At 74.9% G+C, this 13,270-nt stretch carries 8 protein-coding genes; 6 read left to right on the top strand and 2 right to left on the bottom strand.

Features of this window, described 5'->3' with window-relative positions; translation table 11 throughout:
* Positions 1 to 57 precede the first annotated feature (57 nt).
* Positions 58 to 687 (top strand): hypothetical protein, encoded by a 630-nt coding sequence (locus AC5L3C_RS09290; protein ID WP_493648346.1) that lies wholly within the window; start codon positions 58 to 60, stop codon positions 685 to 687.
* Between the two features lie 588 nt (positions 688 to 1,275).
* On the opposite strand, the gene AC5L3C_RS09285 is transcribed toward AC5L3C_RS09290, so the two are convergent.
* Positions 1,276 to 1,890: a hypothetical protein gene (locus AC5L3C_RS09285; protein ID WP_493648344.1), complete on the bottom strand. Its 615-nt coding sequence runs from the start codon at positions 1,888 to 1,890 to the stop codon at positions 1,276 to 1,278.
* Positions 1,891 to 2,103: 213 nt separating this feature from the next.
* Positions 2,104 to 4,269, bottom strand: coding sequence for a RecQ family ATP-dependent DNA helicase (locus AC5L3C_RS09280; protein WP_493648342.1), 2,166 nt, complete (start codon positions 4,267 to 4,269; stop codon positions 2,104 to 2,106).
* A gap of 149 nt (positions 4,270 to 4,418) precedes the next feature.
* Between AC5L3C_RS09280 and AC5L3C_RS09275 the strand changes: the two genes are divergently transcribed.
* The 5 genes from AC5L3C_RS09275 (at position 4,419) to AC5L3C_RS09255 (ending at position 12,866) form a co-directional block, all read left to right on the top strand.
* Complete coding sequence (locus tag AC5L3C_RS09275) at positions 4,419 to 5,966, top strand: DUF4192 domain-containing protein (protein ID WP_493648341.1); 1,548 nt, start codon at positions 4,419 to 4,421, stop codon at positions 5,964 to 5,966.
* A 568-nt stretch (positions 5,967 to 6,534) separates the two neighbouring features.
* A complete protein-coding gene (locus AC5L3C_RS09270; RefSeq protein ID WP_493653792.1) occupies positions 6,535 to 8,457 on the top strand; it encodes a glycogen debranching N-terminal domain-containing protein in 1,923 nt (640 codons plus the stop codon).
* A 129-nt stretch (positions 8,458 to 8,586) separates the two neighbouring features.
* Positions 8,587 to 9,345 carry an NUDIX hydrolase gene (locus tag AC5L3C_RS09265; RefSeq protein WP_493648339.1) on the top strand — a complete coding sequence of 253 codons (759 nt, stop codon included), beginning with the start codon at positions 8,587 to 8,589 and terminating at the stop codon, positions 9,343 to 9,345.
* A gap of 106 nt (positions 9,346 to 9,451) precedes the next feature.
* Complete coding sequence (locus tag AC5L3C_RS09260) at positions 9,452 to 11,815, top strand: ABC transporter ATP-binding protein (RefSeq protein ID WP_493648337.1); 2,364 nt, start codon at positions 9,452 to 9,454, stop codon at positions 11,813 to 11,815.
* 163 nt (positions 11,816 to 11,978) lie between these two features.
* Positions 11,979 to 12,866, top strand: a complete 888-nt coding sequence (locus AC5L3C_RS09255; RefSeq protein ID WP_493648335.1) for a FadR/GntR family transcriptional regulator — start codon at positions 11,979 to 11,981, stop codon at positions 12,864 to 12,866.
* The last annotated feature ends 404 nt before the right edge of the window (positions 12,867 to 13,270 follow it).

Raw genomic sequence — 13,270 nt, 5'->3', positions numbered from 1 at the left:
GTACTCATGTGCCACCCGGCGGCGCGTGTCGTACCAACGTTTGATAAAAATCAGCTCATGCCTCTCATTCCCGAGGAGCCTCAGATTCACGAGAGTGCCCAGGGTCCCCGCGCCACACCGGCCAGCGGCCGCACCGCGCCGACCCCCCGCCCCGTACCCGGTCCCCGCCCCGCGGCTCCGTCGCGTCCCGGTCGTCCCGGCCCGCCGCGGCCCGCGCCGCCGGTGCAGCGCGCGTCGCGCGATGCGGCTCCCGCGGCCGAGCCCGCTCCCGCGGGCCGGTCCGCCCGCGCTGCGGCCACCCCGCAGATCCAGTTGATCCCGGCCTCGGCCCAGGGGGCGCTCGACGCCGCCGAGGAGGCCGTGGACCTGCTGCTGGACTCGGGCCGCGCCCCCGGCGACGTCCTGGTGATCACCACCGGTGAGCCGCACCCGTGGGCCACCCACGAACTGTCCTTCGGCGAAGCCTCCTACTGGGCTCAGCACGACGCCGGTGACGACGTCTTCTACGCGGATGCCAAGGTGGCGGAGCGCGCAGGAGCTCGGCCCGTCGTGGTGGTCGCCGTCAACGGCGGCCCCGAGTCCGCGGCCGCCTCCGCCCTGTCGGTGGCTCACGCCCGGGCCGGCGCCCTGCTGATCGTGTGCGGAGATCCGCAGCGCATCAACTCGGTCCTGGGCGCGGCGGTCTGACCCGACGCAACGGCACCGGGGCCGGGAGCGCGACGCGCACCCGGCCATCGGACCGGCCGCTGTGACGGTGGCGAGCGCCGCCGTCGCGCACGACCGGGTCCGGAACTGTGCACGGGCAGTGCGCCCTGCCGCGCCTCGGCTGCGGACGGTTGCGGTCCGGGGCCGAGGACGAGGGCGCGGTTCCGTGTCGTGCCGAAGTACGGTGCCTTGCTGTGTCCTGACTGCGGGCGGTGCGGTCCGGGAGGCTCGGCTGTGAAAGGCGAGGCCCGAGGCAGGGCGACGGTGCGGTCCGGTGTCGTGCCCGAGGATAGTGCTCTGCCGTGCCCCGGCTGCGGGCGGCACGCTCCGGGGGCCCCACGGTGAACGGGCGAGGTCCGAGGCTCTGAGGCCGACGGCGTCGTCCTGTGCTGTGCGCGGGCAGTGCACTGCTGTGCCTTGGTCGCGGGCGGCGAGGTCCGACGGGGCGGCCGTGAACGGCGAGGTCCGAGAGGCTGAGGCCGACGGCGTGGTCCGGTGCCTTGCCTGAGCACAGTGCTCTGCCGTGCCCCCGGCCGGGGCGGCGCGGGATCCGGTTGTGGCTCCCCGGAGTCAGCGGGCCGCCGCGCGGCGGAGCACGTCCGATGCGGCACCGCCGGTGCGCGGTATCCGCGGCGGTGCCTCGGACATGGCGACCGGCTCCGGTGCCGATCCGGCGCTGGGATGACGGCCGCCCCGCCCCTCGCCGAGGACCTGCCAGCCGTCACCCGTCAGCGTGATGTACGCCCCGCAGCGCAGCCCGTGCAGGGTGCAGGCGTCCCGCAGCCCCCACATCCACGCGCCGTCCTCCTCCGTCCAATGGGCGTCGCCGTCACGGCAGTAGAGCAGCACGGCCGTGCGCACGGGAGTGCGGCGCCGCAGGTCGTGCGGGATGACCCGGCGCAACTGGGCCAGCAGCGCGTTGCGGAACATCCAGCCGTCCGCCGAGGCGGCACGACGGGTGAACGACGCGCTCGCTCGCAGACGTTCGTCCGGGTCGAGCACGGCGACGACGGCGGTCGCCGGAGCAGGATGATGCCGGGCGTGCAGTCCGCTCACGACCTCGCGCGGACTGCGCAGCAGGGGGATTCCCGCGGCAGCCCATTCCGCGGGCTCGAGCACACGCGTGGCGGAAGCGGCGGACGTCGACAGCGATGCCGCCGAGGACTGAGCGAATCCGAAGGTCACGGTCCTCCCTTCGGCTACGCCCGGACTGCGGGCGGGGTCGGATTCGGGGGAGCGCGCACGCAACAGAGCCCTACCTGATCGGCGGGCAGGCCGTGCGGGTGCGGACTTCAATTCTTCCTGTCGAACTTGGATGCGGCAACGAGCAATTGGGGCAGCGGACCGGTATCGGGTGTTCCAAGGCTAATATCCCCACCCATCGGGTGGGCCGAACCGTCAGCCCTGTACGGCCAGCACAAGGGGCAGCACGCCCTGTGCACCGGACCGGCGCAGCAGACGCGCGGCGACCGCGAGGGTCCAGCCCGTCTCCGTGAAGTCGTCCACGAGCAGGACCGGACCCGGCGCCTGGGCGAGTGCGGCAGCGAGGTCGGCGGGCACGGTGAGCGCCCCGTCGAGCACCTTGAGACGCTGGGCGCTGTTGCTCCGGGACGCGGGGTGCGCCTCGTCCGTGTAGGCCAGCGATCCGAGCAGCGGCAGCCGGCCGACCTCCGCGATCCGCGCCCCCAGCGAGTGGATCAGCCGCGGGCGGGTGCGGGAGGCGACGGTGACCACTCCCACCGGCCGGGCCTGCGGGTCCGCCACCCCTGGCGCCCACCCGCCGGGCCCCTTGGCCCAGTCGGCCAGCACGCCCACCACGGCCTGGGCGACATCGTCCGGCACCGGCCCGTCCGGCGCCTGCGGCGCGAACATCGGCCGCAGCCGGTTGCCCCAGCCGATGTCCGACAGCCGTCCCAGCGCCCTTCCCTGCGCGGCCTGCTCCCCGGCCGGGATGCGGCCCTTGAGGTTCATGCCGATCGCCGGCAGGCCCGTGGGCCACATCCGCCGGGGCTCCACCTCCACGCCCGCCCGGCCGAGATCCTCGCGGGCCGCCTCCAGTGCGGTCGCGGAGGCCTCGGCGGTGTACCGCGCGCCCGCGCAGTTGTCGCACCGGCCGCAGGGCTTGGCGCCCTCGTCGTCCAGCTGGCGCTGCAGGAACTCCATCCGGCAGTCCGTGCTCGCCGCGTACTCACGCATCGCCTGCTGCTCGGCCTTGCGCTGGCGCGCCACCCACGCGTAGCGCTCGGCGTCGTACGTCCACGGCTGCCCGGTCGCGATCCAGCCGCCCTTGACCCGCTTCACCGCCCCGTCCACGTCGAGGACCTTGAGCATGGTCTCCAGCCGGGAACGGCGCAGCTCCACCAGCGGCTCGAGGGCGGGCAGCGACATGGGCCGGTCCGCGTGCGCCAGGACGTCGAGCGTGCGGCGCACCAGATCCTCGGAGGGGAAGGCGAGCGACGCGAAGTACTCCCAGATCGCCTCGTCCTCCTTCCCCGGCAGGAGCAGCACCTCGGCGTGCCGGACACCGCGTCCGGCGCGGCCGACCTGCTGGTAGTAGGAGATGGGAGAGGACGGCGAGCCGAGGTGCACCACGAAGCCCAGGTCGGGCTTGTCGAAACCCATGCCGAGAGCGGAGGTGGCGACCAGCGCCTTCACTTTGTTGGCCAGCAGGTCCTCCTCGGCCTGCTGCCGTTCGGCGTTCTCCGTCCTGCCGGTGTACGAGGCGACGGTGTGTCCGCGCTGCCGCAGAAAGGCGGTGACCTCCTCGGCGGCGGCCACGGTCAGGGTGTAGACGATTCCCGAGCCCGGGAGCTCGTCCAGGTGGTCGGCGAGCCAGGCCATCCGGTGCGCGGCGTCCGGCAGGCGCAGCACACTCAGGCTGAGGCTCTCCCGGTCCAGCGGGCCGCGCAGCACCAGCGCGTCCGACGAGCCTCCCGTGCCGAGCTGCTCCGCGACGTCGGCGGTGACGCGGGCGTTGGCGGTGGCGGTGGTGGCGAGCACCGGCACGCCGTCCGGCAGGTCGGTGAGCATGGTGCGCAGCCGCCGGTAGTCCGGGCGGAAGTCGTGCCCCCAGTCGGAGATGCAGTGCGCCTCGTCGACCACGAGCAGCCCGGTCGCCGCGGAGAGCCTGGGCAGGACCTGGTCGCGGAAGTCCGGGTTGTTGAGCCGCTCGGGGCTCACCAGCAGCACATCCACGTCGCCGGCGGCGATCTCGTCCTGGATCGCGTCCCACTCCTCGCTGTTGGAGGAGTTGATCGTCCGGGCCTGGATCCCGGCCCGGGCGGCCGACTCCACCTGGTTGCGCATGAGAGCCAGGAGCGGGGAAACGATCACCGTGGGCCCGCTGCCCCGTGCCCGCAGCAGCGCCGTGGCCACGAAGTACACGGCGGATTTGCCCCAGCCCGTGCGCTGGACGACCAGTGCACGGCGCTTGTCGGCGACGAGCGCCTCGATCGCCCGCCACTGGTCCTCGCGCAGCCGGGCCTCGCCCGAGGCGTCCCCGACGAGACGGGCGAGGACCGCGTCGGCGGCCGTCCGGAGATCCGCGTTGCTCGTGTGCTCCATGGGTTCCATACAACAGGACGGCGCCGACATCCCGTCGGCCGTTGTGGACAAGCGGGCGGGGCGACGGGTCGCCCATCGGGTGACATGTCCCTGATCCGACTTATCCACAGGAAGAACCGGAATGCCGGAATCTGCGAGATCGTCTCGGTATGACGAACCACAGCGAGACCACCGGATCCCCCGACAACAGCGGCATTCCGGGTCCGGACGACACCGGCCCCACCGTGTACGACAGCGACGGCGCCCAGCAGGTCACCCTGCGCAGCCCCGCCGAGCTCGCCGACGCCCTGCCGTACCTCCTGGGCTACCGGCCCGAGGAGAGCATCGTGCTGGTCGCCCTGCACGAAAAGGACGGGCAGGGCCGGTTCGGCGGCCGGGCCCGGCTCGGCATCCCCAGCGACGCGGACGACTGGCCCAGCGCCGCCCGGCAACTGGTCCAAGGTCTGGTGAGGGGCAGCGAACGCCGGGGCACCAGGCCGGAGCAGATGATCGTCTTCCTCTGCCGCGAGCCGGGCCCGGGCGAATCCGGGAGGCAGGTCAAGGAACGGCTGGGTCCGCTCGCCCAGGCCCTCCGCCTGGAATGCGGCGCCCTGGACATCCCGGTGGTGGAGGCCCTCTGCGTCTCCGACGGCCGCTTCTGGTCCTACTGCTGCGACGACGACGGCTGCTGCCCGGGCGAGGGCACACCGCTGGGCCTGCCCGGCACCTCGGTACTGGCCGCCGCGGCCACCTACGCGGGCCTCCAGATCCGCGGCAGCCTGCGCGAACTGCGCGCCAGGCTCCTGCCCCGGGAGAGCCGCACCGTCGAACAGGAGAAGGCCCTGGACGTCGCGGGGCTGGCGCTCATCCCCAGGATCCTCGACGCGGCGGGCCGCCCCGAGGTTGCCGAGGAGACGCTGGGCCTGGCCCTGCGGATCATGGGCCGCTTCGCCGGCGCCCCGCCCGCCCCCGGCGCGGCCGCCGAGGACCTGCGGGACGACGAACTGCTCGGGGACGACGAGGCGGCGACGCTGATCCTCGGCCTGCAGGACCGCACGACCCGCGATCGCGCGGCCGAGTGGATGGAGGGCGTCGAAGCGGCCCCTGCCCTCCGTCTGTGGCGGGCGCTCGCACGCCGCTGCGTCGGAGCGTACGGCGAACACGCCGCGGCGCCTCTCACCCTCGCCGGATGGGTCGCCTGGTCCACCGGTGACGAATTGGAGGCCCGGGAAGCCTTCGCTCTGGCCCTTGCCGCCGACCCCGACTATCTCTTCGCACGCCTGCTGCACCAGGCGTGCAACGAGGGCCTCGACCCCGAGTCGGTCCGCCGCTGCCTGCGAGCCGAACGCGTGGACCGCGACCGGCCGGCCAGGGCCACGGACGCGGACCCGCGGAACAGGACCGACGGTCCGCCCCCGGCCGCCGCACCCGTCCCGGCGCCACCCCCGTTGCCCCGCCGGCAGCGCTCGCGTGCGCCCGGTACGGGCAACGGTGCCTCGCGCAGAAGGCGCGGCGACGAGGGACGCCCGGGCGGGCGGCTCCCGTACCCGAAGACGTCGTCGAGGCGCGCCCGCAACGGTGGCGCCTCGGCGGTCGGCGTAAACCGGCGTCCAGGCGGTCCGCGTCCGGGAACAGCGGCCTCGGACGGCGAGGGTCGGCGCACGCTGCCGCAGGAGGGCACGTCGCCCGGTCGTGGGGGCTCCGGTGGGGCGCGGTGACGGTGCGCGGGCGTCGGGGGACGTCTCCGCAGGGGCGGCGGGACGGCCCTGGGCGGGACGCGCAGCGGCGGAGGCCGGCGCGGGGCGCGTTCCGGTGGTGGCCTCGGCCCGGCGCGTCCGGCAAGGGCGGTACCGGGCGCCGAGAGGCGGCGCGCTGTGCTGCGGGAGGGCACGCCGTGCGGTCGTGGGGGCTCCGGTGGGGCGCGGTGCCCGGGGGCGACTGCCGGGGCTGTCTCCGAAGGGGAGGCAGGTCCGGCGTGGGCGTGACCGGGACGGCCGTGGGGCCGTTCACCTGAGTGGCGGAACGCCCGGACGGGGTGGGACGCCGTACCGCGTCGGCCCAGCCGGTATCTCAGGGAGCTTGGCCGGTCCGAGGCACACCGAGCACGGAGAAAGTCCGCCCATGCAGCAGCCGGTTCCGCCCGCCCTCGCCGATGGCCATGCCGGAGCCCCGGCGGCAGGCCGCCGCGCGGCCCACGACACCGCCGCGCGTACGCCGTCGGCCCGTCGGCGGGACCGTCCGCCCGCCTTCCGCTGGCAGGGCGAACTGCCGCCCGCGCACGCCGTCATGATCTGCGTCGCCCTTCCCGGGCTCGCCGTCTCGACGGAGCAGGGCCAGCAGACCGGAAGCGGCCTGGAGGGGTTCTACCGCGACGGGCGGCGTCTGCTCTCCCGCTGCCAGGTCCGTGTCGCCGGACGGGAACCGCTCCCGGTGCAGGCGCGGATGGTGGCCGCCGACCGGGCGCGGTTCGTGGGAACGCTGCGCGTGTCACCGCACGGCGGTGGTCCCGACCCGGACGTGGTCGTGGAGCGGACCCGCTGCGCGGACGGCACGGAGCGGATCACGCTGCACAGCGCGGCCGCCCGTCCGCTGCGGCTGCCGGTCGAGGTGGCGCTCGGCACGGATCTCGCCGGCCTCGGAGAGATCGCCTCCGGTCACGCGGGCCCCCAGCTGCCCGCCCGCGTCCACGACTCCGGCCTGCGCTGGTCCCGCGCCGACGCCGGCGCGTCGGTCACGGCCGCACCGTCCCCGGCCGAGGTGCTGGCCGGGCCCGGGCTGCTGCGGTGGGAGCTCGACCTGTACCCGGGCGGCAGCACCAGCGTCGAGTTGCGGGTGCGGCCGGACGGAGCGACACCCCGGCGGGCCGTGGGCAGCGCCGGGACCAACCCCCTCGCACCGGCACGTGCCGCGGGAGACGACCCCCGGGTCCCCGCGCTGCTGCGGGCCGGCGTCGACGACCTCGGCGCCCTCCTGCTGCGGGACAAGGAGCACCCGGCCGACGTCCACCTGGCGGCCGGCGCACCCTGGCGCTGCGGGCTCGCCCCCGCCGAGGCCCTCGCCGCCGCCCGGATGGCGCTGCCCCTGGGCACCGGCCTCGCGGCGGGCACCCTGCGGATCCTCGCCCGCACCCAACTCCCCGGGCCGGGACCGGAGTGCGGCATGATCCCCGGCCCGTACCGGGACAACGGACCGTATCTGCCCCCGGCCTGCACGGGCACGGAGGCGACGCTGCTCTTCCCCGCGCTGCTGGCCGAGGCCCGCCGCTGGGGGCTGCCCGAATGCGACACCGAGGAACTGCTCCCGGCCGCCGAACGCTGTCTGAACTGGCTGCGGACCACCGTGGGCGACGGCGTCCACCTGCCCGACCCGCAGCCCGGCGGAGCAATCCGCTGCGAGACACAGGCCCATGCCCACCGGGCGGCGCTGCTCGGGGCCGACCTGCTCGACGCGTACGGCAGACCAGGCGGCGGCGGGCTGCGTCAGTGGGCAGGGGAACTGCGCCGGTCGTTCCGCGAGGAGTTCTGGATCGACGACCACCGGGGAGACCGTCCGGCGGCGGCCCGCGCGCCGGACGGCCGTCTCGTCCCGCACCTGGGCGCACAGGCCGTGCACCTGCTCGACACCGGGCTCCTGGGCGGCGGCCGGCTCGCGCCGGGCCTCCTCGGCAAGGTGCACACCGAGCGCCTGGCCCGCCTGCTGGGCGGACCCGACCTGGACTCGGGCTGGGGCCTGCGCGGGCTGGGCGTGAAGGAGACAGGCCACAACCCGTTCGGTCACCGGACCGGCGCCGTGCGGGTGCACGAAACGGCGGTGGCGGTCGCCGGCCTCGCCCACGCCGGTTACGACCGGGAGGCGGCATCCCTGCTGCGGGGCGTCCTCGCGGCGGCCGAGGCGTTCGGCCACCGGCTGCCCGAGATGTACGCGGGAGAGCGGCGCACCGAGGGGAGCGCTCCCCTTCCGCATCCGGCGGCCTGCCGCCCAGCGGCCACGGCGGCTGCCGCCGGGGTCCTGATGCTGACCGCTCTGGCCGGGATACGCCCCGATGTTCCGGCCGGGACAGTGACGCTGCGGCCGGTGCGCAGCGCGCCGCTGGGCGAGATCGTTCTCATGGGTCTGCGCGTCGCGGGTGCCCCCTTCTCCGTGCGGATCGGCCGCCTCGGTCTCGCCATGGTCGAGGAAGCGGCCGAAGGGCTGCAACTGGGGGTGTGACCTGGTGGGACGGCTCTCCTCCGCACCGCGGGAAGGTGGCGGCGGCCGGCACGCCGGACCGAAGTGGATCAGACAGATACGACCGGCGAAGGGAGTGTTTATCGTCAGGCAGACGACTATGATCGCGGCATGCCCTACGACCCGTCAGCCTTCCCGCCCTTCGCCGTCACCGTGGACCTGGTCGTGCTGACCGTACGCCGCCACTTCTTGTGCGCGCTGGCGGTGCGCAGGGGGGAACCGCCGTTCCAGGGGCGCTGGGCGCTCCCCGGCGGTTTCGTACGGGCCGACGAGGACCTGGCGCAGGCGGCGGCCCGGGAACTGGCCGAGGAGACGGGACTGCGTGTGCACGACCCCGCCATCCCCGCCCAGGACAACGGAGCCCACCTGGAACAGCTCGCCACCTACGGCGACCCCAAGCGCGATCCCCGGATGCGGGTCGTCAGCGTCGCCCATCTCGCCCTGGCACCCGACCTGCCCGCGCCCCGGGCGGGCGGTGACGCCAGCAACGCCCGCTGGGCGCCCGTGGAGGAGCTGCTCCAGCAGGACGGCTACGGCAGGGACGGCGAGCCGGTGGCGCCGCTCGCCTTCGACCACGCCCAGATCCTCTCGGACGGGGTGGAGCGCGCCCGCTCCAAGATCGAGTACTCGTCGCTGGCGACGGCCTTCTGTCCGCCCGAGTTCACCGTCGGCGAGCTGCGCCGGGTCTACGAGGCGGTCTGGGGCGTGGCGCTCGACCCGCGCAACTTCCACCGCAAGGTGACCGGGACACCGGGCTTCCTGGTCCCCACCGGAGGTACGACCACCCGGCAGGGCGGCCGTCCCGCGCAGCTCTTCCGGGCCGGCGGAGCCACCCTGCTCAACCCCCCGATGCTGCGCCCCGAGGTCTGAGGCGCGGGCGGCGGGGCACCCGGCGGGCCCGGCAGGGTGTACACCCCTGCCTCCGCAGGCCGTGCGATGCCCGAAAAACCCGATATGGCACGCTATCTTGCATCGGGTGATCCAGGCCATCGGACTGACCAGCAACCCCCGCAAAGAGCTCCCGCCCGCCGTCGACGACGTCTCCTTCGAGGCGCACGCCGGCCGCGTCACCGCATTGCTCGGAGCGCCGGGCGCCGGCAAGACGACGGCGCTCCGGCTCATGCTCGAACTCCAACGCGGCCGAGGCATCACCTACTTCAGGGGCCGCCCCCTGCACCGCATCCCCCATCCCGCCCGTGAGGTCGGCGTACTGCTGGGCGATGTGCCGGGACACCCCGCTCGCTCCGTCCGCGGACACCTGCGCATGCTGTGCGCCGCCTCCGGCGTCCCGGCGGGCCGTGCCGACGAAGTCCTCGAAGCGGTGGGGCTCGTGAGCCTGCGCGACGAACGCCTCGGCACCCTGTCGCGCGGCATGGACCGCCGGCTCGGCCTGGCCTGCGCGCTGCTCCCGGACCCCCACACCCTCGTGCTCGACGACCCCGCGCGAGGGCTCTCCCTCGGGGAGCGGCGCTGGCTGCACGGCATGCTCCGGGCCCACGCCGCCCAGGGCGGCACGATCCTGTGCACGACGGCGGACCCGAAGGAGGCCGCGAGGATCGCGGACCACGTGGTCACGCTGGACGGCGGAAGGGCCGTCGCCGACCAGGACGCCGCGGACTTCTCACGCACCCGGCTGCGCCCCCGTGTCGCCGTCCGCAGCCCGCACGCCGCCCGCCTCTCCGCGCTGCTCGCACAGGAGGCCCGCGCGTCGCGCCGGTCGGTGGAGGTCGTACGGGAGGGCGGCAACCGCCTCTGCGTCTACGGCAGTACCTGTGCCGACGTCGGCGAGGTCGCCTTCCGCCACGGCATCGTCGTCCACCAACTGGCCGACGAGATCGGCGACATGGGCCCCGGCGCCGGGGCGACCCGGGCCGGCGGCGGCCCCGGACCGGTCACCGCAGGGACCGACGCCGGGGAAGCCCAGGCCGACGGCCCCGGACCGCACACCGCCACACCCGCGCCCTCCACCCCCCACCGTGCGTCCCCCGCCCCCACCGGCCCCGAGCACACGGCAGCCGCCCCCGCGCCCGCCACCGGCGCTTGTGAGCAGGCCGCTCCGCCATCGCTGCCGCCCGGAGCACGGTCGCAGCACCCCGGGCCCCCCGCCCCCGCGTCGCGGCAGTACCCCGGTGTCCCCGCCCGAGCGGGCGAGCCCGGGTCCGTGCCCCCGGCCGCGCCCGGTGGCCCGGGAGCACCGAAGACCGCCCCGGCCGCCTGTCCGCCCGCGACGGCCGACGCCGCGCCCGCTGCGGCCGGTCCCGGGCCCGCGACGGCCGACGCCGCGCCCGTCACCGCCGCTTCCGAGCAGGCCGTGCCGTGGCCGCTGACCTCCGGTGCACCCCCGCGGCACCCCGCGGCGCCCGCCCCCGCGTCGCGGCAGCACCCCGATGTTCCCGCCCGGGCGAGTGCGCCCGGTGGCCCGGAAGCGGCGAAAGCCGCCCCCGAGGGTTCCCGCCCGCCCTCCGGGGCACCCCCGCGGCGGGCCGTGAGGGCGACCGGGGCAAGGGGGGTGGCCGGCAGGACGCACGGCCCCGGGGTCGAGCTGCCGCCCCCCATCTCCGTCCGGTCCGCGCCCCGGCCCCTGCGTCCCGTGCGCTATGAGATCCGCCGTGCCACAGGGATCGGAACGGGGTTTGCCGTCGGCGCCGCCGTGCTCGTCGTGTCCGCGGTCAGCGCCGTCCTGCTGGCGCGCATCGGGCACACCCCGCAGCCGCGCCTGCTCGCCGCCTGGCCGAGGGAGCTGCCGCTGCCGCCCGCCGCACTGGGCGCGGGCCTGCTCGGCGCGCTGGCCTTCGGCGACGAGTTCCGCCACCCCGCGCTGGCCGCGGACCGGGGCACCGTGCCCCGGCGGCTGGGACTGCTGACCGCCAAACTCCTCGTCGCCTCCGCCACCGCGCTGGTGCTGGCCGCCCTGACCGTCGGTTGTGACGCCGAGCTGCTCTACCTCGTCTACGGACCGGAGGTCGTCGAGGTCCCCGCCGACTGGCTCCCGCTGAGTGCGGGCTGGCTCGGGCTGGTGACCGGGTGCGCCTGGGCCGGCGTTCTGGCCGCGGGCGTCTTCCGGTCCACGACCGCGGGACTGGCCGCGGTCGTCGCCGTGCCCCTGCTCGTCGTCCCCCTCGTGCACAGGGTGCTGGAGGGGCCGGCGGTGCGCAGCCCGGTCCCGTTCGCCGCGCGGCTGCGGGAGGGGCTGCCGTTCCGGTGGCCCTTCGGAGGGGAGCGCTACCTGGACGCGCTGCTGCGCCTGCTCGCCCAACCCGTCGGCGGGGCACTCACGTTGTCGCTGGCGGCGCTGCTCTGCGCCTACCTGCTCACCGGGTTGCGGAGCAGGGTCCGATAGCGACCGTCCCTGTGCATCTTGGCCCGTATCCGCCCGTAACTCCCCCTGGAATGACCATTTCCTTCCGATAAGGCGTCAATTACGAAGGGGTGAGCGATCACCCTTTCGTGTGCTTTTCACCAAAGACCTCAAGGGAGTTGGAAGCGACGCCGACAAAGGATGCGTGAGTACCCTTGCGCACACCATGATGACCGCCGCCCGCTCCGCAGACTCCGGCCTCGCGAGCCCGGGCGAACTCGACCGCTACCCCTACGCGGAGGCGCCCGCCGCCGACCGCGTCGGGGCCCCTGCGTGGGACGGAGCGGATCCGGAACTGGGCCGCGTGGGCCGGCGGGCCGCAGGCAGCCGCGGACGCGGACTGCACGGCCAACTCGTCCAGCAGTTGGGGCAGATGATCGTCTCCGGCGACCTGGGGGCCGACCGTCCGCTGGTCCCGGAGGAGATCGGCCAGCGCTTCGAGGTCTCCCGCACCGTCGTCCGCGAGTCCCTCCGCGTCCTGGAGGCCAAAGGCCTGGTCAGCGCCCGGCCGAATGTGGGCACGCGCGTGCGCCCCGTCAGCGACTGGAATCTCCTCGACCCGGACATCATCGAGTGGCGGGCCTTCGGGCCGCAGCGCGACGACCAGCGCCGCGAGCTCAGCGAGCTGCGCTGGACCATCGAGCCGCTCGCCGCCCGCCTGGCGGCCGGTCACGGGCGGGAGGACGTCCAGCAGCGCCTGACCGACATGGTGGAGATCATGGGCCACGCCCTGGGACAGGGCGACGCGCTGACGTTCGGCCGGGCCGACGCCGAGTTCCACTCCCTGCTCATCCAGATCGCCGGTAACCGGATGCTGGAGCACCTCTCCGGGATCGTCTCCGCCGCCCTGCAGGTCTCCGGCGGCCCGGTCGCGGGCTGCGAGCGGCCGAACGAGGCCTCGCTCACCCACCACGCCCGGATCGTCGACGCCCTCGCCGCCGGCGACGGCGCGGCGGCCGAGGCGGCCATGCGGCAACTCCTCACGGTCCATCCCGAGGTGGAACGCGTGGTGCCCGCGCCGCGCGAGCACTGACCGCGTTCCGCGGACGGCGCGGTGCGGTATGCCATCCCCCTCCTGTGGCAGCACCCCACCGGTGACCCGTCCCCCGTCGGACCCTGTGGGATCGTTCGAAGATCCCACAGGGTCCGACGGCAAGAACCCATGGGGTCCGACGGGGTCCGAAGAGGTCCGACGCCGGGAAGGACCGGCTGGAAGGGCCGGACGGGTCCGGGGAGACGACCCCCTCGCCCCAGATGCACGGTTTTGTGACTGTATGGACAAATCTGATGGTTTACGCGGTGTGACTCGGGCCACGCGGATTGGGCGTAACGCTCCTGAAGGGAACGCGATGACCTAAGAGGTGACAGCCGTGGAAGGAATACGGACGCCGCGCATGGCGCTGTGCATCTTCCCGGCCCCCGCCCGCGCCGTCGGCC

It is taken from the genome of Streptomyces speibonae (assembly GCF_984686075.1).
The sequence above is the reverse complement of the archived record's forward strand: the minus strand, read 5'-3'. Positions and strand labels throughout refer to the sequence as shown.

Excerpts from the sequence above, each read along its gene's own strand:
- AC5L3C_RS09290 (WP_493648346.1), top strand. The coding sequence starts at position 58 with ATGCCTCTCATTCCCGAGGAGCCTCAGATTCACGAGAGTGCCCAGGGT.
- AC5L3C_RS09280 (WP_493648342.1), bottom strand. The coding sequence starts at position 4,269 with ATGGAGCACACGAGCAACGCGGATCTCCGGACGGCCGCCGACGCGGTC.
- AC5L3C_RS09270 (WP_493653792.1), top strand. The coding sequence starts at position 6,535 with ATGATCTGCGTCGCCCTTCCCGGGCTCGCCGTCTCGACGGAGCAGGGC.
- AC5L3C_RS09275 (WP_493648341.1), top strand. The coding sequence starts at position 4,419 with ATGACGAACCACAGCGAGACCACCGGATCCCCCGACAACAGCGGCATT.
- AC5L3C_RS09265 (WP_493648339.1), top strand. The coding sequence starts at position 8,587 with ATGCCCTACGACCCGTCAGCCTTCCCGCCCTTCGCCGTCACCGTGGAC.